At 63.3% G+C, this 19935-nt stretch carries 23 protein-coding genes and 2 pseudogenes; 14 read left to right on the top strand and 11 right to left on the bottom strand.

Going from position 1 to position 19935, the window contains the following annotated elements; genetic code table 11:
• Window positions 1-52 precede the first annotated feature (52 nt).
• Window positions 53-787, top strand: coding sequence for a glycoside hydrolase family 16 protein (locus tag H2O14_RS10845; protein WP_182827663.1), 735 nt, complete (start codon window positions 53-55; stop codon window positions 785-787).
• 27 nt (window positions 788-814) lie between these two features.
• On the opposite strand, the gene H2O14_RS10840 is transcribed toward H2O14_RS10845, so the two are convergent.
• Window positions 815-1645, bottom strand: coding sequence for an alpha/beta hydrolase (locus H2O14_RS10840; RefSeq protein ID WP_312858587.1), 831 nt, complete (start codon window positions 1643-1645; stop codon window positions 815-817).
• Entirely contained in the window at window positions 1642-2580 is a 939-nt protein-coding gene (choX, locus tag H2O14_RS10835; RefSeq protein ID WP_182827662.1) for a choline ABC transporter substrate-binding protein, read from the bottom strand. The genes H2O14_RS10840 and choX overlap by 4 nt, the downstream gene beginning before the upstream one ends.
• Window positions 2581-2679: 99 nt before the next feature.
• On the opposite strand from choX, the pseudogene betI reads away from it, so the two are divergent.
• Window positions 2680-3268: pseudogene (betI, locus tag H2O14_RS10830) on the top strand (choline-responsive transcriptional repressor BetI).
• Here the strand turns inward: betI and H2O14_RS10825 are convergent.
• The 3 genes from H2O14_RS10825 to H2O14_RS10815 form a co-directional block, all read right to left on the bottom strand.
• Window positions 3232-4833 (bottom strand): MFS transporter, encoded by a 1602-nt coding sequence (locus H2O14_RS10825; RefSeq protein WP_246697354.1) that lies wholly within the window; start codon window positions 4831-4833, stop codon window positions 3232-3234. The pseudogene betI and the gene H2O14_RS10825 sit on opposite strands and share 37 nt — an antisense overlap.
• Window positions 4834-4918: 85 nt before the next feature.
• On the bottom strand, window positions 4919-5707 hold the full coding sequence (locus tag H2O14_RS10820; RefSeq protein WP_312858665.1) for a polysaccharide biosynthesis/export family protein: 789 nt from the start codon (window positions 5705-5707) through the stop codon (window positions 4919-4921).
• Window positions 5708-5712: 5 nt separating this feature from the next.
• Complete coding sequence (locus H2O14_RS10815) at window positions 5713-6105, bottom strand: hypothetical protein (protein ID WP_182827659.1); 393 nt, start codon at window positions 6103-6105, stop codon at window positions 5713-5715.
• Window positions 6106-6392: 287 nt separating this feature from the next.
• Here H2O14_RS10815 and H2O14_RS10810 point away from each other — a divergent pair, with 287 nt between their 5' ends.
• The 3 genes from H2O14_RS10810 (at window position 6393) to H2O14_RS10800 (ending at window position 7488) form a co-directional block, all read left to right on the top strand.
• A complete protein-coding gene (locus tag H2O14_RS10810) occupies window positions 6393-6824 on the top strand; it encodes a MarR family winged helix-turn-helix transcriptional regulator (protein ID WP_182827658.1) in 432 nt (143 codons plus the stop codon).
• Window positions 6825-6892: 68 nt separating this feature from the next.
• A complete protein-coding gene (locus tag H2O14_RS10805) occupies window positions 6893-7165 on the top strand; it encodes a hypothetical protein (RefSeq protein ID WP_182827657.1) in 273 nt (90 codons plus the stop codon).
• Window positions 7162-7488, top strand: a complete 327-nt coding sequence (locus tag H2O14_RS10800) for a hypothetical protein (protein ID WP_182827656.1) — start codon at window positions 7162-7164, stop codon at window positions 7486-7488. The genes H2O14_RS10805 and H2O14_RS10800 overlap by 4 nt, the downstream gene beginning before the upstream one ends.
• A 120-nt stretch (window positions 7489-7608) precedes the next feature.
• Here H2O14_RS10800 and H2O14_RS10795 read toward each other — a convergent pair whose 3' ends face one another.
• The 3 genes from H2O14_RS10795 to H2O14_RS10785 all read right to left on the bottom strand — a co-directional run bounded on the left by H2O14_RS10795 (window position 7609) and on the right by H2O14_RS10785 (window position 9928).
• Entirely contained in the window at window positions 7609-7872 is a 264-nt protein-coding gene (locus tag H2O14_RS10795) for a hypothetical protein (protein ID WP_182827655.1), read from the bottom strand.
• 395 nt (window positions 7873-8267) lie between these two features.
• Entirely contained in the window at window positions 8268-8696 is a 429-nt protein-coding gene (locus H2O14_RS10790; RefSeq protein ID WP_182827654.1) for an RbsD/FucU family protein, read from the bottom strand.
• Window positions 8696-9928 (bottom strand): ROK family transcriptional regulator, encoded by a 1233-nt coding sequence (locus tag H2O14_RS10785; protein ID WP_182827653.1) that lies wholly within the window; start codon window positions 9926-9928, stop codon window positions 8696-8698. The genes H2O14_RS10790 and H2O14_RS10785 overlap by 1 nt, the downstream gene beginning before the upstream one ends.
• Before the next feature lie 226 nt (window positions 9929-10154).
• Here H2O14_RS10785 and H2O14_RS10780 point away from each other — a divergent pair, with 226 nt between their 5' ends.
• The 6 genes from H2O14_RS10780 (at window position 10155) to H2O14_RS10755 (ending at window position 15180) form a co-directional block, all read left to right on the top strand.
• Window positions 10155-11180, top strand: coding sequence for a sugar ABC transporter substrate-binding protein (locus H2O14_RS10780; RefSeq protein ID WP_182827652.1), 1026 nt, complete (start codon window positions 10155-10157; stop codon window positions 11178-11180).
• A gap of 255 nt (window positions 11181-11435) precedes the next feature.
• The gene (locus H2O14_RS10775) at window positions 11436-12518 is read left to right on the top strand and encodes an ABC transporter permease (RefSeq protein WP_182827651.1); all 1083 of its coding nucleotides are present in this window, start codon (window positions 11436-11438) and stop codon (window positions 12516-12518) included.
• Window positions 12518-13300, top strand: coding sequence for an ATP-binding cassette domain-containing protein (locus tag H2O14_RS10770; RefSeq protein WP_182827650.1), 783 nt, complete (start codon window positions 12518-12520; stop codon window positions 13298-13300). Before H2O14_RS10775 ends, H2O14_RS10770 begins: the two co-directional genes overlap by 1 nt.
• 144 nt (window positions 13301-13444) lie before the next feature.
• On the top strand, window positions 13445-14485 hold the full coding sequence (gene pyrC, locus H2O14_RS10765) for a dihydroorotase (RefSeq protein ID WP_182827649.1): 1041 nt from the start codon (window positions 13445-13447) through the stop codon (window positions 14483-14485).
• 64 nt (window positions 14486-14549) lie between these two features.
• Window positions 14550-14777 carry a DUF4160 domain-containing protein gene (locus H2O14_RS10760; protein WP_182827648.1) on the top strand — a complete coding sequence of 76 codons (228 nt, stop codon included), beginning with the start codon at window positions 14550-14552 and terminating at the stop codon, window positions 14775-14777.
• On the top strand, window positions 14770-15180 hold the full coding sequence (locus tag H2O14_RS10755; protein WP_182827647.1) for a DUF2442 domain-containing protein: 411 nt from the start codon (window positions 14770-14772) through the stop codon (window positions 15178-15180). Before H2O14_RS10760 ends, H2O14_RS10755 begins: the two co-directional genes overlap by 8 nt.
• 8 nt (window positions 15181-15188) lie before the next feature.
• Here H2O14_RS10755 and H2O14_RS10750 read toward each other — a convergent pair whose 3' ends face one another.
• Genes H2O14_RS10750 through H2O14_RS10740 form a run of 3 tightly spaced genes read right to left on the bottom strand, consistent with a single transcriptional unit; the run spans window position 15189 to window position 16156 of the window.
• Entirely contained in the window at window positions 15189-15590 is a 402-nt protein-coding gene (locus tag H2O14_RS10750) for a type II toxin-antitoxin system VapC family toxin (RefSeq protein ID WP_246697353.1), read from the bottom strand.
• 3 nt (window positions 15591-15593) lie between these two features.
• Complete coding sequence (locus H2O14_RS10745; protein WP_182827646.1) at window positions 15594-15833, bottom strand: type II toxin-antitoxin system VapB family antitoxin; 240 nt, start codon at window positions 15831-15833, stop codon at window positions 15594-15596.
• Window positions 15834-15892: 59 nt separating this feature from the next.
• On the bottom strand, window positions 15893-16156 hold the full coding sequence (locus H2O14_RS10740) for a BolA family protein (protein WP_182827645.1): 264 nt from the start codon (window positions 16154-16156) through the stop codon (window positions 15893-15895).
• Window positions 16157-16248: 92 nt separating this feature from the next.
• On the opposite strand from H2O14_RS10740, the gene H2O14_RS10735 reads away from it, so the two are divergent.
• The 3 genes and pseudogenes from H2O14_RS10735 to cobT all read left to right on the top strand — a co-directional run bounded on the left by H2O14_RS10735 (window position 16249) and on the right by cobT (window position 19908).
• Window positions 16249-16863: a J domain-containing protein gene (locus tag H2O14_RS10735; protein ID WP_182827644.1), complete on the top strand. Its 615-nt coding sequence runs from the start codon at window positions 16249-16251 to the stop codon at window positions 16861-16863.
• A 147-nt stretch (window positions 16864-17010) separates the two neighbouring features.
• Window positions 17011-17999: pseudogene (gene cobS / locus H2O14_RS10730) on the top strand (cobaltochelatase subunit CobS).
• Window positions 18000-18009: 10 nt separating this feature from the next.
• Window positions 18010-19908, top strand: coding sequence for a cobaltochelatase subunit CobT (gene cobT / locus H2O14_RS10725; protein WP_182827643.1), 1899 nt, complete (start codon window positions 18010-18012; stop codon window positions 19906-19908).
• The last annotated feature ends 27 nt before the right edge of the window (window positions 19909-19935 follow it).

The raw sequence follows: 19935 nt of genomic DNA, 5'->3' as shown, positions 1-19935 counted from the left end.
GCTTCAGCGAGCTGCGCTATCCAGCGGCGGGTTCCGCCGCTGGAGTTACGTCATGAAGCGCCTCGTTCTCGCCGCCTGCCTTCTTGCCGCTTTGGCGGCGACGCCCGTGGAAGCCGCCAAGCGCATCCGCTTTTCGGGCTATGATTTTACCGTCAAGATCGGCGAGGGCCTCGGCCCCGGTCCCAACCGCTGGGCGGCGAGCCAGGCCAGGGTCGACGGCCAGGGCCGGCTGCATCTGCGATTGTCCAGGGATGACGAAGGACGCTGGACATCAGGCGAAATCCAGAGCGTCAGCCGCTTCGGTTATGGAACCTATGAAATGGAGTGGGAGGGCGATATTGGCGGCCAGGACAAGAATGTCGTGTTCGGCTTCTTCAATTACCCCTCCGCCGAGGTCGGCCCCGACACCACCAATGAGATCGACGTGGAATTCGCCCGCTGGGGCGACCGCGCCAACAAGCCGCTCAACTTCACGGTCTGGCCCGCCAAGGACGATCTCAAGCAGACCGGCAAGAGTTTTTCCTGGCCGCGCGGCGTTTCCCGCAGTCGTCACGTCTTCGTCTGGAGCCGCAAGTCGGTGGATTACACCTCCGTGCTGCTCGATAGCGACGGCGACGCGCTGAAGACGGTGAGCTGGCGCTATGCGCCGACCGATCATCAAGACCGCATCGGCTCCAAACCCATGTCGATCTTCTTCAATCTCTGGGGCTTCCGTGGCAAGCCGCCCAGCGACGGCAAGCCGGTCGAGGCGATCGTCACGAAGTTCAAGTTCACCCCCGCAAAGTGACGGCGACGCGCGGTGGCCGGCGCCGCGTCATGCGTCGATCGTGTTCGCCACGCCATGCTCGCGCAAGAAAGAGAGAATGCGCCCGGCGACAACATCCGGGGCTTCCCAATGCGGATTATGCCCGACCTCCGCCAGCGCCACGAATTCCGCCGAGCGCAGCGTTTCGGAAAGGTCTTGGCGGTGAGAGCGACCGAACAACGTGTCGCACAGGCCGCTGATGGAAAGCGCCGGATTGGAAATCCTGGCGGCTGTCGAGGTCAGGTCGGTCTGTTCAAATCCATCTGCGATCGCCCGCCACAGCTTCGCCGGCATAGCGGCGGCTTCCCGCCGCATCGTGTCGAGGAACTCCGCATTCACCTGTGACGCACACGCATACCATTCTCTCAAGAACGCGCTGGCCGGATCGATCGGATCGCGTAGAGACCGGATGGCGAGAGCGACGTCGTTGTCGTCGCCGAAGCCGGGATTCAGGCTCGCCGACAACAACACGATCGGACCATCGAAGCTGCGGCCGGCGATTTCGAGGGTCGTCATCGCTCCCATCGAATGGCCAATGATCGCCGCGGGCGTGACCTCCATGCCATGCATGAGAGAAACGATGGATGTGGCGAAGTCTGCGACATGCATCTCGTTCATCGGCGCCGAGCCGCCATGGCCCGGCATATCCGGCATGATCAGGCGATACCCGCGAAGGAGCGGCTCGAGATAGGCAAAGCTTCGGCTGGTGTCGGAGAAGCCGTGCAAAAGCAGAAGCGTGGGACCGGCTCCTCCTGTGTCGATGAACGCCATGCGGCCGACAGCCGGAAGGTCGATCGTCCGCTTGCGCGCGTTCCAGGCGTCGGCATGCGAGGGCGTCACAATCCCAACGACGCCTCCGCGGCCGCAAGACCCGGCTGGCCGTCGAACGTGGTTACGCCCTCGAGCCAGACTTTCAGCCTTTGCGGCTCCTGCTTGATCGCCTTGAGCGCGGCTTCTTCCGGAGACAAACCGTCGTTCATGAGCAATGACATTCCCTTGTTTTCGAAGTCGATGTCGAAAGCGAGATTTTTCAGAAGCCGCGCAATGTTCGGGCACTCCTGCAGGTAACCTTTGCGCACCTGAGTGGAGACGGTGGCCGCTCCGAAATTCGGACCATAGAACTTGTCGCCGCCCGTCAGATATTTGATGGCGAACGCCGTATTCATCGGATGCGGCGCCCAGGCCTGAAAGACGATGAACGAGTTGTCGCTCGTCTTGCGGGCGACTTCCGACAGCATGCCCTGTTCACTGGATTCAACCACCTGCCAATCCCCGATCTCGAGCGATTTGTCATTGACGGCGTCCAGCATCAGTTGGTTCGATCCGGGCTCTATGCCGTAGAGCTTGCGGTCGAACTGGTCGGCGAATTTGTGAAGATCCGAGAAGTCCTTCACGCCGGCCTCCCAGACATAGTCTGGAACTGCGAACGTGTATTTCGCCCCTTCGAGATTGGTCCTCACGGTTTCGACCGATCCGTCTTCGCCATAGGGCTTGAAATAGGAAATCATCGCGGGATCCCAATAGCCGAGGAAGACATCGAGATCCTTCGCCTTCAGGCTCGTATAGATCACGTCGATGCCGAGAAGCTTGCTGTTGGCTTCATAGCCGAGCGCTTTCAAGAGCGTGGCGCCGACGCCGGTCGTGAAAGCGAGATCATTCCAGCCGGGCTCGCCCATCCGGACCGTCTTGCAACTTTCCTGATCGGCGCAGAGAGCGGTTTCTGCGACCATGACGAGCGCCGCCGCGCCCAATGCTGCCTTCAACGTCCGGTGCATGCGAAATCCTCTTGACCATTTGGAATGAAAATTGACCCAGTGGTCAACAATTGATCTTTCCGGGAAAATTGTCAATGTCGCCGCAAAAGGGATTCTGTGATGCGCCTTGCCAAAATCAGCGACATTCGAAAAAAAAGAACTGCGGCGCGCGGCCTTCGAGGTTCTGAAGCGCGAGGGCATGGCCGGCGCGACGCTGGAGAAGGTCGCCGCTCAGGCGGGGGCCTCCAAAGGCATCGTGCTGCACTATTTCTCGAACAAGCAGGAGCTTTTCGAGCACGCCATGCGTGAAGCCAATGCGGAACTCAGGGACGCGGTGGCGGCGCGCCTGGCGGCGGCGCGCTCACCGAGACAGCGCCTCGACGCCATCATCGAGGGAAACTTCGAAGAGCGCTTTTTCCAACCTTCCATCTGTCACGCCTGGCTCTCGCTCTGCGCGGAAGTGCCGAGAGAGCCGCAATTGGCCCGCATTCAGCGAGTCATCCACGGGAGGATGCGTTCGAACCTGATGTCGGCGCTGACCGACATCCTTCCGAGGGATGAATGCGAGGAGGTCGCGCTGGCCATCACCGCATTGATCGATGGCCTCTGGCTGCGGCTGGGATTGCAATCGAATGGCTTGAACCGGGACGATGCGCTGCGTCAGATGCGAGACTATCTCTCGCACAGACTGCCGCAGACATACCGATGACGCGAGGCGTCCCATGCTCTGGATCGGCCGGCTCGTATCCCATCGAAACTGTCGACCTCCGGGCCGGCGTCACCCATGTCGTTCTGCCGGCCCGCCCGGCTCCCTGCGCCCTTGCGGGGAGCCTTGAGAAACAGCGCGAGCAGAGAAACGACGCCATAACAGGCGATGTTGTAGAGAACGGCGGTGGAAAGCGCGGCGCGATAGGCGGCGTGTTGGCCTGCGCCGCTCGCCAGGCTTCCGCCCAGCACGGCGAAGAAGATCTGCGAGATGATCGCCACGCCGAAGGCGCCGCCGATCTGCTGGATCGATTGCAGCGCGCCGGAACCGGAGCCCGCATCCTTCGGCGGCACGCCTGCCAGCGCGGTCTGGAACAAGGGCGAAATGGCCAGGCCGGTGCCCAGTCCGCCCAGCGCCAGCGGCAGGATGAGACTGGCCTGATCCAGCGTGTCGCCCAGCGTTCCCACCGCGCTTCGAAGAAGCGTCATCGACCCGATCAGCGAGGCGGCGCCGAGGATGATGCGGCTGCGCGCGAATTTTCCGCCCGATCGCCCCGAGATCAGCGACGCGATCAAGACGCCGACGGGGAAGGGAATGGTGGTGACGCCGGAGGAGAGAGGATCGAGCCCGTAGCCGCTCTGCAGGAAGACGGCCAGGACGAAGAAGAAGCCGGGCAGCGCCGAGAAGAACACCATGGCGCCCACCGACGCCGTGACGAAATTGCGATTGGCCATCAGGCCGAGCGGCACGAGTTCGGCCGCGCCGGTCGCATTCTGTCGCTTTTCCCACCAGACGAAAGCGGCGGCGAGCGGAAGCGCGAACGCCATCACGACGAAGATCCAGAACGGCCAGCCGAAGCCCCGACCCTCGATGAGCGGAAAGATCAGGCATAGTATGGCCGCGCCCGCCAGCGCGATGCCGCCCCAATCGTTGCGCAGGCCGGGATTGCCGGGAATGTCCGGAATGATCCTCGCTCCCGCCCAGAGCGCGAACGCCCCGATCGGCAGATTGATGAGGAAGATCGGCCGCCAGCCGAGATCGAACAGATCGGCATGAATGAGCGAGCCGCCGGCGACGGGCCCGGCCACCGAGGCGAGGCCGGCGGTGAGACCGAACAGCGAAAAGGCCATCGCCCGCTCTTTGGGCGGAAACATCACCTGGGCGATCGACAGCACCTGCGGCGTCATCACCGCGCCGCCGACGCCCTGGATGATGCGGGCCGCAATCAGCATTTCGATATTGGCGGCCATGCCGCAGACCGCCGAGGCGAGCGTGAAGCCGCCGACGCCCAGCATGAACATCCGCTTCTTGCCGATGATGTCGCCGTAGCGTCCGAAGGGCAGCAGGCCGAGCGCGAAGGACAGGATATAGCCGGCCACCACCCATTCGATGCCGCTTTCGGTCGCGCCGAGGTCGGCGCGCATGCTGGGCAGCGCGACATTGACGATGGTGACGTCGATCATATTCATGAAGCTGGCCAGCAGCAGCACCGCCATCGCCATCCAGCGGCGTTCATGGGCGCGGCCTTCCGCAGTCCCGGCGGAGCCGGGTCGTATCGCTTCGTTCATGGCGGAAATCCTCTCTTCTGCGCCGGCAGAAGACAGGGGAATACCGGTGAGGTCAAGGCTCGCGAGGGTATGGCCGGCTCCGCCGTCAAAGCCGTCGCAGCGAGCGGTCGATGTCGGCGGCGTCGGACAGCGCCGAGGATCCTGTGGCGGTCGAGCCCGTGACCATGGCCAGAAATTTCTGCAGCTCGACGGCGTCGGCATTGGCGATATAGACGACATCCTTGTCGCGCAGAGCCAGCCGTTGCGCGGCGAACAGCATGGCGGGATCGGAGAGATCGACGCGCAGTATGGCTGCGGTCCGCTCGCCGGTGGATGCGGTCGGGAGACCGGCCGAGGCGAGTTCGTCCTTCGTCATGTCGCGATAGAGAAAGATCCGGGCCGCATTGGCGCGGTCGTCGCGCAAGCCGCCCGCGCTGGCGATGGCTTCGCCCAGGCTCGGGGCGTCCTCGGCGAAATCGAACCGGCCCTGCTGCGAAGACGCGCCGAGCACGATATAGCTGCGTCGGTCGCGACTGACCGATACGACGTCGCCGGGCCGGACGAAGACATTGCGGTTCGGCTCGTCGATCAACTCTGTGAGCCGCATCGCGCTATGACGACGATGTCCCTCGATACGGACCCAGGCTTCTTGCTGCGGCCCATCCACCCCTCCGGCGCGGGCGATCAGATCCAGAACCCGTTCGCCGGCGGGATTGAGATCGAGCCGGCCGGGCTGCCTGACGTCGCCGAGCACGGACACCCGTTTCGAGCGGCTTTCCACGAGACTGACGACGGCTTGCGGCTCGATGGCGCGGTTCGACAGCTTCGTCTCGATATCCTGCTGGATGGCGGAAACGGTTCGCCCGGAGGCGACGATCGCGCCTGCATAGGGCACGACGATCAAGCCGCGCCCATCGACCGCCTGTCGGGGGAGGGTGATGTAATTGCCGGGACGGCTTCCGGCGTCGTCCGGAATGAACAGGCCCCCGATTGCGATTCGAAGATCGTCACATCGACGAGGTCGCCGACGCCGAGCGTTTGTTGCGGGGCTGTGGGACTTGGGGGCGCGTCACGGGAAGCGGTCATAGGCGCGTGGTTGAGGCGGTCCGCGAGGTCCAGCGACAGGTTCGTCAGCACGTAAGGCGTCCGAACGGCCGCACGGACAGGGTTGGAGGCCTGGGCGTCGATTTGCCGGTAGGAAGGCCCCGAACCGGGCAACTTGCCGCAACTTGCAACGAACAGAGGGATCAAAAGCATAAAAAGCGCAGACGGAAAACGCACGCAGAGCCACATGGCCGCGCTCCAGATACCGAGTTGACTGAAAGAACTGCTAGAAGATCATGAAAGTAATGCGGCATGGATGCGCGTCGAAGGGCGCTGCCCGACCAGGCGTCGACATCACGCTCACGGAATAAGTGTAGAGAGTTGCGCTGCAATTTCAAGATATATTTTCGACGACGATGCGCGCCCGCGATCGGCGCTCGCTGTCCCGGATCAATATGCATGCGATATGCCAGCGCGAAAGCCTCGCGCAGCCGCAAACATCTAGAAGAGGGCGGCACTCTCTCACGGCGACGGTCATGGACTACAAGCTGACGGACTCGGCAACCTATCTGACCAGCCTTCTGGCGCGGGCGTTTTCGCGTTCGTTGCAGGAGAGGGCGGCCGTATTGGGCTTCTCGCCCGGACAGTTTCCGGTGCTTTGCGCGCTCTGGGATGAAGACGGCCTGACCCAGAGGCAGATCCTCGACCGACTGACGATCGAGCAGGCGACGCTCGCCAACACGTTGCAGCGCATGGAGCGCGACGGATTGATCCGCCGGCAGGTTCACCCGAGCGACCGGCGCGCCACGCAGAATTTCCTTACCGAGCGCGGCCGTGAGATCCAAGGCGAGGCGGTTGCCGCCGCGCTGGCGGCCGACGCCGAGCTCTTCAAAGGGTTCAGGCGTTTCGAAAAGGAGTTGCTGCTCGAATATATGCGTTGGGCGCTCGCCAATTCCGACAAGGCCTGACGGATCCGCATCGATGCCGGAACAGCCGGGGATGCGGCGCGTTTCTCCTCGAAGCAAAGGAGATAACCATGGCAGATCCCAAATCTCTCATCAAAGACGCCGCCACGCCCGTCAGCGGCGGCGCGCAGACCGAACGCGATCCCGGCCTCGGTGCTCCGCTCGACCCCGACGCCGCGCAACTGCCCATCGGCGGCGCGCCGACCGGCGTTCCACCCCAGGGTCTCGACGATGCGCCCGCCGATGAGGCAGCCACCCGCCCGCCGCGCCTCGGTCCCGCGCCGGAGCCAGCGGCCAGCGAGCCAGATCCGAAAAATCGACTTGGCCAGGGAGAGCGGACATGACCGGTGATCACGACAAACATTCAGCCGAGCCGATCGTCAACGGCGCGTCCGATCGGGACGCCCATCAGCGGCGCAGCGGAGGCAGCGCGAACGATCCGCATGGCGGCTATGAGCAGGAGACGTCGTCGGTAGCATCCGGCTCGGATCCCGAACGGCTCGACGAACTGGCGCGAGTCAATTTCCAGGCGGGCCGGGATAAAGCAGGGCATCGCTCGGCGCCGGATCTTCGCGGCGGCGACCAGCCCATATTGCGGTCAGACGGTGAGGTCAGGTTCGAAGGCGAAGAGAAAGTGAGGGATCAGGACGCCGGGAATAAAACATAGCGCGGTTCGTCAGATCCGCATCTTCGTTTTGTTTTCTGCAGACGGACGTGCGGCTGAAGAGCCGCAACTGTCGGGATCAGTCGTCACGTCGTCAGACCGATGTCCGGAGACCCAGTCTCATCAGTTCATGAACTCGAAATAGCTGCTTTCGATGGCGTTGCGGGAAGCGGACGCGAGCGAAGCGTCGTCGGACTGGCGGTTTTCCTGCGCCGCCCACAGGGCGTTGGCCAGATTGGCGCTCAGCACGGCGTTGCTGCCGGTGAGGGCGTTGTCGCGACGGTCGATCCTCCCGGCGAGAGTCTCCGCCGAACTTTCCTGCTTCGTGGGCAGTTCGTAAGCGCGCGGCGTTCGACCATAGCCGCCGACATTCGTGTTGATTTCCATCGTCCGGACCCACCATCAATCGTTAACCGACGTTAACTTTCGAGGCTTGCCCGGAGCTTGCGGCCGACGATTGAGGGTTTTGCGCTCGGGCGTCGCTCAAGGAGGCGGCCTCTCAATCGCGGCAAGCCGGGGGCCGGCCGATTTTCGCCTGCGAGCGGCGAAAGGGAATGCGCATGTCCGGAAAAAAAGGGGGCGGACAAAGGCTCGGAGAGGGGGAAGGAGCCTTTGTCCGTCGAACCTGGCAAGGCGGGGGACGAGCCAATCAACCAGGTTGTCGGGCGTTCGTCATGAGCGCCACGCCATTGATTTGTGTCTCGAAATGCGGCTTTTCAAGGAAGGCTCCGATTAAAAATCGGTAACCTTGCCGTGAGGTCGGCGTGACCGCCCGTCCGCGATCAGGGGTAGATCACGCCCTTGCGGAGGATGATGTTGCCGTAGAGCCTCGGCTCGGATGTCTGCACGATCGTATGGGCGCGGCGCACCCGTTCGTAGAAGTCCTGCGGAGCGAGCGGCAGCACGACCCTCTCCGGCTCCCATCGGGCGCAGACCGCGATCATCTCGGCGTGAACGGGGTCGAGCGCTTCGAGATCGCCGCGAACGGTGGCGCGGAACAGGCCGCAATCGACGAAATCATCGACCGGCATCAGCGAAAGAATGGCGTCCAGGATGCGGATGACGCCGTGGCCATCGGCCCGGACAAGCCGACGCGCATGTTCGAGTCCGGGATAGTTGCCATCCACCAAAGCGATTTCGTCGCCATGTCCCATGGCGCGCAACGTCGAAAGCAGATCCGGACTCAATACGGGATCGACCCCTTTCAGCATCAGGCCAGCTCCTTGAACAACACGCTTTGATCGATATGGTAACGGGAAAACAGCGGCAGGCTGGCGGCGCCGATGGCGCGGGCGGACGCTCCGACCAATCCCGCTTCGATCACGGGGGCGGAGACGCCCTGCAGATTGGCGCAGCCCATCGCCTGGCGGGTCGCCTCGACGATCCTTCCCTTGACCGACGGGCTGAAGCCTCCGTCGATGATGACGGCCTCGAAATCGATGACCGAACAGACCGACGCCGTGGCGAACGCCAGCGCGTCGGCCGTTTCCTCGATCCATTCGGTTTCGATCGCTCCGAAATCCTCCCAGCGATCCGGTTCGAGCCAGATGGAGGAGGGGTCGCGGCCGGCTTTTTCGAGCTTCCGCTCGAGCTGGATGATCGAAGCGTGATCGATCAGTTGGTCCTGCTCGGCGCTCCCCGCCCGGAACGGCATGGAGCCGAAGGCGCCGGCATTGCCCGTGCGTCCCGGATAGAGGGCGTGATTGATCGCCACGCCGCCGCCGATAAAGGTGCCGATGAAGAAATAGGCGAAATCGGCGTAGCGAGGCCCGTGGCCGAAGGCCAGCTCGGCGGCGCAAGCGGCGGTGGCGTCGTTCTGCACCACGACCGGCAAGTCCATCGCGTCGGCCAGCAGGGCGGCGACGTCCGTGTTGCGCCAGGCGTCCATATCCGCCTTGGGCGCCCCCAGCGCCTCGACCCAGTTCCACAATTCGAAGGGCAGAGCGACGCCGAGGCCCGAGACCTTGCGCCAGAGGCTGTCCGAGAGGTCGCGGCGCATGCTGGCGACGGATCGGGTGACGAAATCGACGATCAGCGCCGGCGTGGGATAGCGGTAAGCCTCGCTGCGGCGCATGCGGACCGCGCCGATGAAATCCATCAGGATGAGCTCGCAACTGCGGCGACCGACCTTGAGGCCGAGGGAGAACACTCCGTCGGCGTTCAGGCTCATCGGTATCGACGGCTGGCCCACGCGGCCGCGTTGCGGCAGGCCGCGGCTCAGCAAGCCGTCCTTTTCGAGCGCGCGCATGATCACCGACACCGTCTGCGCCGACAGGCCGGTGCGACGGGCGATTTCCGCTTTGGACAGGCTGCCATGGCGGCGCACCAGCGACAGCACGAGGCGTTCGTTATAAGCGCGCACGCGTGTCTGGTTGGCCCCGCCCATGGGGTCGACGACGGTGTTTTCGACCGTCCTGATTTCTGTCGGATATATGTCCGCCATGCCCATTCTCCTCCCGGGCGTGACTATAGCAAGTGACCCGGACCATGCCACATCTAATTAATAAATCAACTCGATTTATTAATTGACACATGTTTTGTTTGGTGTTTATCTGATGCTCGGCGGTCGCACGAAGCGGGAGGAGCTTTGGGTCGTACCCGATAGTGCGGCGCTCGAACAGGGCGTCGGATAGTCCGGCGCCGGAGGTCAATTTCCGTGGGAGGAAATCATGAAGTCATCCATTCTTGCTGCAGCTTTCGGCGCGCTTGCGCTGGGCGTCGCCTTCTCGGGCTCGGCGCAGGCTGCCGACGTGTCTGCGTGCCTCATCACCAAGACTGACACAAATCCCTTCTTCGTCAAGATGAAGGAAGGCGCAGAAGCCAAAGCCAAGGAAATCGGCGTGACGTTGAAGGCCTATGCCGGCAAGGTCGACGGTGATTCCGAAAGCCAGGTCGCCGCCATCGAAACCTGCATCGCCGACGGCGCCAAGGGCATCCTGATCGCCGCATCCGACACCAAGGGCATCGTCCCGGCCGTCAAGAAAGCCCGCGACGCCGGCCTTCTGGTCATCGCGCTCGACACGCCGCTCGAGCCGATCGACGCCGCCGACTCCACCTTCGCAACCGACAACCTGCTCGCCGGCAAGCTGATCGGCCAGTGGGCCGCAGCCACCCTCGGCGACGCCGCCAAGGACGCCAAGGTCGCCTTCCTCGATCTGACCCCGTCGCAGCCCTCCGTCGACGTGATGCGCGACCAGGGCTTCATGATCGGCTTCGGCATCGACCCGAAGGATCCCAACAAGATCGGCGACGAGGACGACGCCCGCATCGTCGGCCATGACGTGACCAACGGCAACGAAGAAGGCGGCCGCACCGCCATGGAAAACCTTCTCCAGAAGGACCCGGAAATCAACGTCGTCCACACCATCAACGAACCGGCCGCCGCCGGCGCCTATGAAGCGCTGAAGGCCGTCGGCCGCGAGAAGGACGTGTTGATCGTTTCCGTCGACGGCGGTTGCCCGGGCGTGAAGAACGTTCAGGACGGCATCATCGGCGCGACCTCGCAGCAGTATCCGCTGATGATGGCCGCTCTCGGCGTCGAAGCGATCAAGAAGTTCGCCGACACCGGCGAAAAGCCGAAGCCGACCGAAGGCAAGACCTTCTTCGACACCGGCGTGGCGCTGGTGACGGACAAGCCCGCTGCAGGCGTGGAATCGATCGACGTCAAGACCGGCATGGACAAGTGCTGGGGCTGATGTGACATCCGGCGGTCCGGGCTTCGCGCCCGGACCGCCTCCGAAAAGATCTGTTTCCCGATCGATCCGATCGATTTCGCGGACATCGACGCCCACAAGCGAGGCGAAACATGATCCGAGCAGCGCCCGTCGGCGCCGCTCTCCCGACCGGACGCGAGGGGTGCCGGTGGGAAGCCTTCAGGGCGTATGTGAATCGCAACGAAGTCCGGCCGCCGTCGGACAGGTTGCGCAACCAGAACAACGGGAGGAAGGAAGATGAGTGAGCCGCGCGCTGCCTCACAGCCGTCTCAGGAATTCGAGAAAGTCCTGTCGCAAAGCTCCACGCAGCTTGCGAGTTTCGACACGCATGACAAGACGCCGCTGCAGAGACTGCAGCACTACCTGCATTCGAGCCCGGCGGCCGTGCCGCTGATCGTGCTGGTTCTGTCGCTGGCCATTTTCGGAGCGATTCTCGGCGGCAAGTTCTTCTCGGCCTTCTCGCTCACCCTCATTCTCCAGCAGGTGGCCATCGTCGGCATCGTCGGCGCGGCCCAGACGCTGGTCATCCTCACCGCCGGCATCGACCTGTCAGTCGGGGCGATCATGGTCCTGTCCTCGGTGGTCATGGGCCAGTTCACCTTTCGCTACGGCCTGCCGCCGACATTCGCCGTGATCTGCGGCCTCGCCGTCGGCGCGGCCTGCGGCTTCATCAACGGCCTGCTGGTCTCGCGCATGAAGCTGCCGCCCTTCATCGTCACGCTCGGCATGTGGCAGATCGTGCTCGCCTCGAACTTCCTGTATTCGGCCAACGAGACGATCCGCGGCCAGGACATCGAGCAGAATGCGCCGATTCTGCAGTTCTTCGGCGAAAACATTCGCTTCGGCGGCGCGGTCTTCACCTATGGCGTCATCGCCATGGTGCTGCTGACGGCGCTGCTCTGGTATGTGCTCAACCGCACCGCCTGGGGCCGCCATCTCTATGCGGTGGGCGACGATCCCGATGCGGCCGAACTCGCCGGCGTCAACGTCAAGCGCATGCTGACCACCGTCTATACGCTGTCGGGCCTGATCTGCGCCTTCGCAGGCTGGGCGCTGATCGGCCGCATCGGCTCGGTCTCGCCGACTGCGGGTCAGTTCGCCAATATCGAATCCATCACCGCGGTGGTGATCGGCGGCATCTCGCTGTTCGGCGGACGCGGTTCGATCATGGGCATGCTGTTCGGCGGCCTGATCGTCGGCGTCTTCTCGCTGGGCCTGCGCCTGATCGGCACCGACCCGCAATGGACCTATCTCCTCATCGGCGTGTTGATCATCACCGCCGTTGCGATCGACCAGTGGATCAGAAAGGTGGCCGGCTGATGTCTCGCGAACCCATTCTCACCGCACGCGGCCTCGTCAAGCGCTATGGCAAGGTGACCGCTCTCGACAATGCCGATTTCGACCTCTATCCGGGCGAAATCCTCGCCGTGATCGGCGACAACGGCGCCGGCAAGTCTTCGTTGATCAAGGCGCTTTCGGGCGCCGTGACCCCCGACGACGGCGAGATCCGCCTGGACGGCCAGCCTGTCCGTTTCCGTTCGCCGATCGAGGCGCGCAAATCCGGCATCGAAACGGTCTATCAGAACCTTGCGCTGTCGCCGGCGCTGTCGATCGCCGACAACATGTTCCTCGGCCGCGAGATCCGCAAACCGGGCCCTCTCGGCTCCGTGTTTCGCATGCTCGACCGCAAGGCGATGGAAAAAGTGGCGCGCGACAAGCTCTCCGAACTCGGCCTGCTGACCATCCAGAACATCAACCAGGCGGTGGAAACGCTCTCTGGCGGCCAGCGCCAGGGCGTGGCGGTGGCGCGCGCCGCAGCCTTCGGCTCCAAGGTGATCATTCTCGACGAGCCGACGGCCGCGCTCGGCGTCAAGGAATCGCGTCGGGTGCTGGAACTGATCCAGGATGTGAAGGCGCGGGGCCTGCCGATCGTGCTCATCTCGCACAATATGCCGCATGTCTTCGAAGTGGCGGACCGCATTCATATTCATCGGCTCGGCAGACGCCTCTGCGTGATCAACCCAAAAGACTACACCATGTCGGACGCCGTGGCCTTCATGACCGGCGCGAAAGCGCCGCCGGAAGCCGCGATGGCCGCCTGATTTCCTTCCAAGGAGTTTCGAACGCCCGCCTCCACAGCGGGCGTTTCTTTTTGGGCCGAACTTCTCGTCGTCTCAGGCGTTGCGCGCTCTACGGCGTCGCGTTATGGCCGTGTCCATCCCTTCTCTTGTTCGGAACCTCTATCGATGACCGAGATCACCCTGCGCCGCCCCGACGACTGGCATCTGCACCTGCGCGACGGCGAGATGCTGAAGGCCGTGCTGCCTTACACGTCCAGGCATTTCGCCCGCGCCATCATCATGCCCAATCTGGTTCCGCCCGTGGTCACCACCGCTGACGCCCGCGCCTATCGCGACCGCATCCTGGCGGCCAAACCGGACCATCACCACTTCGAACCGCTGATGACGCTCTATCTCACCGAGGGAACCGATCCCGACGATCTCGAAGAAGCGCATCGCTCCGGCCTCGTCACGGCCGCCAAGCTCTATCCGGCTGGCGCCACCACCAATTCCCATTCCGGCGTGCGCGACATGGACAAGGCCATGCCGGTGTTCGAGCGCATGGCGAAGATCGGCCTGCCGCTCTGCGTGCATGGCGAGGTGACCTCCTCGGATGTCGATATTTTCGACCGCGAAGCCGTATTCATCGAAACGGTGCTCGATCCGCTGCGCGCCCGACTGCCGGAGCTGAAAGTGACGATGGAGCATGTGACCACCAAGGACGGCGTCGACTATATCGCCGCCTCCAAGGCCAATCTGGCCGGCTCGATCACCACCCACCACCTGATCATCAACCGTAACGCCATCCTCGCCGGCGGCATCCGGCCTCATTATTACTGCCTGCCGGTCGCCAAGCGCGAAAACCATCGCCAGGCGCTGCGCAAGGCGGCGACCTCCGGCGACGCCAGGTTCTTCCTGGGCACCGATTCCGCCCCGCATGTCGATCCGCTCAAGGAATGCGCCTGCGGCTGCGCCGGCTGCTTCACATCGATCAACACGATGAGTTGCCTCGCCCATGTCTTCGAACAGGAAAATGCGCTCGACAGGCTCGAAGCCTTCGCCTCGCTCAACGGTCCGGCCTGGTACGGGCTGGCCCCCAACGAGGAGCGCATCACGATGGTCAAGCGCGCCGAGAAGGTAGAGTTTCCCACCAGGATCGAAACGGGCGCTGGGCCGGTGACTGTGTTCGACCCGATGTTCGACCTCTTCTGGGAAGTGACGCCCTGATCAGGGTGAAAGGCATATATTGTCCGCTGCTTGAATAACCCAACAAGTTGGGTTATGCTTCGGCATGGTCACTGTTTTTCGTGAAGCTGGCATACGCTTTGTCATCTACACGGATGACCGTGAGCCCGCCCATGTGCATGTTTATGGAGATGGCGAGGCGCGCATTGACATTTTCACTATTCGCGTTCTGACCAATCGTGGGATGACGAAGAGGGAGCTCAGCCGGGCGCTGGCTCTTGTGGAGGATCATCAAGCCAACCTGATCGCGCAATGGAGACGCATTCATGGCTGACGCCGTTCCGGATGATCAAGAATTTCGCGAGGCGACGCGCGCGGGCGAGGCGCAGCGCGCCAACACGCCCATACCATCCTCGGTCCGCTTCGATGCGGCGTCTGGCCGCATCATCGTCGATTTCTCCAACGGCGCCTGCTTCATGGCTCCCGCGCGCGCCCTTCAAGGCCTCGAGACGGCCACGGATGCGCAATTGGCGGAGGTCGAGCTTCTGGGCGAAACGGGCCTGCACTGGGAGAGCCTGGATGTCGATTTCACGATCGCGGGCCTGATGAACGGCGTCTTCGGGACAGCCAAGTTCATGGAGGCGCAACGCCGCGGCGGCCAGTCGCGCTCGGCGGCGAAGGTTGAGGCGAGCCGGGCGAATGGCGCCAAGGGCGGCCGTCCCCGCAAGATCAACTGAGATACGCTCTAGATCAGGCGCGCTCGATATCCGTCCGGCTGAAATCCTCGCCCTTGAACAGCAGCGGCAAACCGTGATGGCGCGCGCAGGCATAAGGCGAAGCAATCGCCGAAATTCAACGCCGCCGGATGCCGCCCTTTGCCGAAATCGCGATGGGCGGCGATGGCGACCGGGGTGAGTTCGGCGGTGATGGAGACGCTGTCCGCGCCGATGGCGGTCAAGAACTCTGACACCAAGCGTTCCGTCTCGACGATGTCGATGCCCGACGCGCGGCTGACGGCGAGCGTCGCTTCCCAGATCGCCATCGGAGAAGTGAGTTTCATCTCGGCCGATAGGATCTTGTTCAGCAGGATCTCGGCGTCATCCTCTTTGATCATGATCGCGCAAATCGCGGAGGCGTCGAGAAACATGGCCTACTCGTAGAGGCTGTCGATGAAATCTTTGTCGGCCGGACGCGCTTTCTGCGGGTCGGACAGCGCCCGAACCTTCGACTGAATTACTTTCACGGCGTCGATCATGGACGTGTCGCCCATCTCGCGGCTCCATTCGCGCTTCAAAGCGTCGCGAAGGACCTGAGTCGGGCTCACCTGACGCCGCTCGGCCAATCTCGTTGCGAGTTGAACGACGTCTTCATCTTCGAGCAAGAGCGTCATGGCCTGCATCTCCAGGGGGCTGCGAGGATGCTAGCAGATATCGACGCGTGGGCCAAGAATTACCCCTTGCCGACCTCGATCGCCAGCGCATGCAGCCCCTCGTCAAATCCGAAGGCGAGGGCGGCGTTGATGGCGCGGTGCTGGTCGACGCGGCTCATGCCGGTAAGCGTCTCGGCGGTGATGCGGATGCGGAAATGGGTCTGGCCGGTGGCGGCGGCTTCCGGGTTGTGGCCGGCATGCATGCGGCTCTCGTTGACGACCTCCAACTGTGAGGGAGAAAACTCGGCCTGAAGCGCCGCTTCGATCTTGTCCTGGAGGGTCATGGCGAACTCGCGAAAAATAGTCCCACAAAGCCAAGAACTTTCCGATTTGTCAATTCTTGAAAGCGGATGGGTCGAAGACCCATAATGAGCGGATGAAACTCGACTCAAAATACTTCGACTCGATCCGGTCCAAGCGCTCAAAGGGTGCGCGGGTCGAGGAAAAACCCGACAAGCCGACCTGTCAGTGGGATGGTTGCGAGGCGCCCGGCGTGCATCGCGCCCCCGTGGGCAGGAACGCAGAGGGCAAGTATTTCATGTTCTGCTTCGAGCACGTCAAGGAATACAACAAGGGCTATAATTACTTCTCGGGCCTCTCCGACAGCGAGGTCGCCCGCTATCAGAAGGAGGCGGTGACCGGAAACCGCCCGACCTGGACCATCGGCGTCAACAAGAACGCCAAATGGTCTCCGACCACGAACGAGGCGCGCGCCAGCGCCGCCCGGATGCGCGATCCCTTCGGCTTTTCCGCCTGGCGCCAGAGCAAGCCCGAGCCGCGCGAGCGCAAGCTGAAGCCGCTCGAAGGCAAGGCCTTCGAAACGCTGGGGCTCGCCAGCAACGCCACGTCGAGCGACATCAAGTCGCGCTACAAGGAACTGGTGAAGAAACACCATCCTGACGCAAATGGAGGCGATCGCGGCTCGGAAGAGCGCTTCCGGTCGGTCGTTCAGGCCTATCAATTGCTCAAACAGGCAGGTTTCTGCTCCTGACCTCGGTGACGGGCGCATATAAGGCGCGGCGTCGTCGCGACGCTTTTTCAGGCGCGCGCGAGCATTGATTAATTCGTCGCCTCGGCCTAGGACAATGCCCGAGGAATTTTGCAGGCCGAACTCCCCGACGGCCGCGCTGGAGAGATGATGAGCAAGATTGACGTAGATATTGTGAAGCTTCCCGACACCACCGTTTCCGTGCGGGACGTTTTCGGCATCGATTCCGATATTCGCGTGCCGGCCTATAGCGAAACCGACGCCCATGTGCCGGATCTCGATCCGGATTACCTGTTCGACCGCGACACGACGCTGGCGATCCTGGCCGGCTTCGCCCATAACCGCCGCGTGATGGTCTCGGGCTATCACGGCACCGGCAAGTCGACTCATATCGAACAGGTCGCCGCCCGCCTCAACTGGCCCTGCATCCGCATCAACCTCGACAGTCACGTCAGCCGCATCGATCTGGTCGGCAAGGATGCGATCGTGCTGAAGGACGGCAAGCAGATCACCGAATTCAAGGACGGCATCCTGCCCTGGGCCTATCAGCACAATGTCGCGCTGGTGTTCGACGAATATGACGCCGGCCGCCCGGATGTGATGTTCGTCATTCAGCGCGTTCTGGAATCCTCCGGCCGCCTGACGCTGCTCGACCAGAGCCGCGTCATCCGTCCTCACCCGGCCTTCCGCCTGTTCGCCACCGCCAACACCGTCGGCCTCGGCGACACGACCGGCCTCTATCATGGCACGCAGCAGATCAATCAGGCGCAGATGGACCGCTGGTCGATCGTCACCACGCTCAACTATCTGCCCTTCGAGCATGAAGTGAACATCGTCACCGCCAAGGTGAAGCAGTTGGAAGCCGGCAAGGGCCGCGACACGATCGCCAAGATGGTGCGCGTCGCCGAACTGACCCGCGCCGCCTTCATCAATGGCGATCTCTCGACCGTCATGAGCCCGCGCACCGTGATCAGCTGGGCCGAGAACGCCGCGATCTTCGGCGACGTGGCCTTCGCCTTCCGCGTGACCTTCCTCAACAATGCGACGATCTCGAACGCGCGCTGGTGGCCGAACAGTATCAGCGCGTCTTCGGCGTCGAGCTCAAGGAAAGCGCGGCCAATCTGGTCCTGAGCGCCTGAGGTCGATCCGATGGCTGGACCGGGCGACAATTCCAAGGCGAGGCCGGGCGCGGCCGTCGATCTCGAACCCTTCCGCCGGGCGCTGACGGGCTGCATCCGCTCGGTGGCGGAATCGGCCGAGGTCGAGGTGGCCTTCGCCAATGACCGCCCGGGATTCGCCGGCGATCGCATGCGGCTGCCGGAGCTTTCCAAGCGTCCGACCGCGCAGGAACTCGCAATCGTGCGCGGCCTCGGCGATTCCATGGCGCTGCGCAAGGCCTGCCATGACGAGCGGCTGCACACGCAGTTTGCGCCGCAGGGGCAGGACGCGCGCGCCATCTATGACGCGGTCGAGCAGGCGCGCGTCGAAGCGCTCGGCGCGAGCCGCATGGCCGGCATGGCCGCCAATCTCTCCTCCATGCTGACGGACAAATACGCCCGCGCCAATTTCCGCGGCGTCTCCCAGCGCCAGGACGCCCCGATCGAAGAGGCGATGTCGCTCTATGTCCGCGAGGCCCTGACCGGCGAAAGGCCGCCGGAAAGCGCGGGCCCCGTTCTCGATCTCTGGCGCGACTTCTTCCACGAGACGGCCGAGCGCGAAGTCGGCTCGCTGAAGACCGTCATCGACGACCAGGAAGGCTTCGCCCGCGTCATCAGGTCGATGCTGGCCTCGATGCAGCTCGCCGAAGACATCTCCAACGAGACCGCCGAGCCCGACGAGGATGAGTCGACCTCCGAGGAAGAACAGCCGCGCAGCCAGGAGCAGAACGAGGAAGAAAACGAGGACGAGGCCGGAACCGAAGAGGCTCCCGCCGAGGAGAACGAAGCCGCCGACGAACAGCTCGAACAGGGCGAGACCGACGGCGCCGAGATTTCCGAAGACGACCTCATGGAGGAGTCCGACGAGGATTCCGAGACGCCCGGCGAGGTCAAGCGGCCCAACAATCCGCTGTCCGATCTTAACGAAAAGGTCGACTACACCGTTTTCACCCAGGAATTCGACGAGGAAATTTCGGCCGACGAACTCTGCGACGAAGCCGAGCTCGATCGTCTCCGGGCGTTTCTCGACAAGCAGCTCGCCCATCTCCAGGGCGCGGTCGGCCGTCTGGCCAACAAGCTGCAGCGCCGGCTGATGGCGCAGCAGAACCGCTCGTGGGATTTCGATCTCGAAGAAGGCTATCTCGACAGCGCCCGTCTCGTGCGCATGGTCATCGACCCGATGCAGCCGCTGTCGTTCAAGATGGAGCGCGACACCAAATTCCGCGACACGGTCGTCAGCCTGGTCATCGACAATTCCGGCTCGATGCGCGGCCGCCCGATCACGGTCGCCGCCACCTGCGCCGATATTCTCGCCCGCACGCTGGAGCGCTGCGGCGTGAAGGTCGAGATCCTCGGCTTCACCACCAAGGCCTGGAAGGGCGGCCAGAGCCGCGAGAAGTGGCTCGCGAGCGGCAAGCCGCCGCAGCCCGGCCGCCTCAACGACCTCCGTCACATCGTCTATAAATCGGCGGACGCTCCCTGGCGCCGCGCCAAGCGCAATCTCGGCCTGATGATGCGCGAAGGCCTGCTCAAGGAAAACATCGACGGCGAAGCGCTGATCTGGGCGCATAACCGACTGCTCGGCCGGCCCGAACAGCGCAAGATCATGATGATGATCTCCGATGGCGCCCCGGTCGACGATTCCACTCTGTCGGTCAATCCGGGCAATTATCTCGAGCGGCATCTGCGCGCGGTGATCGAGGAAATCGAGACCAAATCGCCGGTCGAGCTTCTGGCCATCGGCATCGGCCACGACGTCACCCGCTATTATCGCAAGGCGGTCACCATCATCGATGCGGATGAACTGGCCGGCGCGATGACCGAGCAATTGGCGGCGCTATTCGCCGACGAGGCGGAACAGGCGCGCGGCGCAAAGCGCAAGAGCCGGTAACAGCCGGCCCTGAACCCTTACGGATAG

The organism is Rhizobium sp. G21 (assembly GCF_014158035.1).
Classification (GTDB): Bacteria; Pseudomonadota; Alphaproteobacteria; order Rhizobiales; family Rhizobiaceae; genus Rhizobium_E.
This window is presented reverse-complemented; position numbering and strand designations above follow the sequence as displayed.

Bases quoted from the DNA above. Each gene is read 5' to 3' on its own strand.
- H2O14_RS10810 (WP_182827658.1), top strand. From the start codon at position 6,393: ATGGACTACAAGCTGACGGACTCGGCAACCTATCTGACCAGCCTTCTG.
- H2O14_RS10740 (WP_182827645.1), bottom strand. From the start codon at position 16,156: ATGACCCTCCAGGACAAGATCGAAGCGGCGCTTCAGGCCGAGTTTTCT.
- H2O14_RS10790 (WP_182827654.1), bottom strand. From the start codon at position 8,696: ATGCTGAAAGGGGTCGATCCCGTATTGAGTCCGGATCTGCTTTCGACG.
- H2O14_RS10800 (WP_182827656.1), top strand. From the start codon at position 7,162: ATGACCGGTGATCACGACAAACATTCAGCCGAGCCGATCGTCAACGGC.
- H2O14_RS10815 (WP_182827659.1), bottom strand. From the start codon at position 6,105: ATGTGGCTCTGCGTGCGTTTTCCGTCTGCGCTTTTTATGCTTTTGATC.
- H2O14_RS10780 (WP_182827652.1), top strand. From the start codon at position 10,155: ATGAAGTCATCCATTCTTGCTGCAGCTTTCGGCGCGCTTGCGCTGGGC.
- H2O14_RS10735 (WP_182827644.1), top strand. From the start codon at position 16,249: ATGAAACTCGACTCAAAATACTTCGACTCGATCCGGTCCAAGCGCTCA.
- H2O14_RS10745 (WP_182827646.1), bottom strand. From the start codon at position 15,833: ATGACGCTCTTGCTCGAAGATGAAGACGTCGTTCAACTCGCAACGAGA.
- H2O14_RS10760 (WP_182827648.1), top strand. From the start codon at position 14,550: ATGGTCACTGTTTTTCGTGAAGCTGGCATACGCTTTGTCATCTACACG.
- H2O14_RS10770 (WP_182827650.1), top strand. From the start codon at position 12,518: ATGTCTCGCGAACCCATTCTCACCGCACGCGGCCTCGTCAAGCGCTAT.
- H2O14_RS10825 (WP_246697354.1), bottom strand. From the start codon at position 4,833: ATGAACGAAGCGATACGACCCGGCTCCGCCGGGACTGCGGAAGGCCGC.
- H2O14_RS10785 (WP_182827653.1), bottom strand. From the start codon at position 9,928: ATGGCGGACATATATCCGACAGAAATCAGGACGGTCGAAAACACCGTC.
- H2O14_RS10795 (WP_182827655.1), bottom strand. From the start codon at position 7,872: ATGGAAATCAACACGAATGTCGGCGGCTATGGTCGAACGCCGCGCGCT.
- choX (WP_182827662.1), bottom strand. From the start codon at position 2,580: ATGCACCGGACGTTGAAGGCAGCATTGGGCGCGGCGGCGCTCGTCATG.
- H2O14_RS10845 (WP_182827663.1), top strand. From the start codon at position 53: ATGAAGCGCCTCGTTCTCGCCGCCTGCCTTCTTGCCGCTTTGGCGGCG.
- cobT (WP_182827643.1), top strand. From the start codon at position 18,010: ATGGCTGGACCGGGCGACAATTCCAAGGCGAGGCCGGGCGCGGCCGTC.
- H2O14_RS10750 (WP_246697353.1), bottom strand. From the start codon at position 15,590: ATGTTTCTCGACGCCTCCGCGATTTGCGCGATCATGATCAAAGAGGAT.
- H2O14_RS10775 (WP_182827651.1), top strand. From the start codon at position 11,436: ATGAGTGAGCCGCGCGCTGCCTCACAGCCGTCTCAGGAATTCGAGAAA.
- pyrC (WP_182827649.1), top strand. From the start codon at position 13,445: ATGACCGAGATCACCCTGCGCCGCCCCGACGACTGGCATCTGCACCTG.
- H2O14_RS10755 (WP_182827647.1), top strand. From the start codon at position 14,770: ATGGCTGACGCCGTTCCGGATGATCAAGAATTTCGCGAGGCGACGCGC.
- H2O14_RS10805 (WP_182827657.1), top strand. From the start codon at position 6,893: ATGGCAGATCCCAAATCTCTCATCAAAGACGCCGCCACGCCCGTCAGC.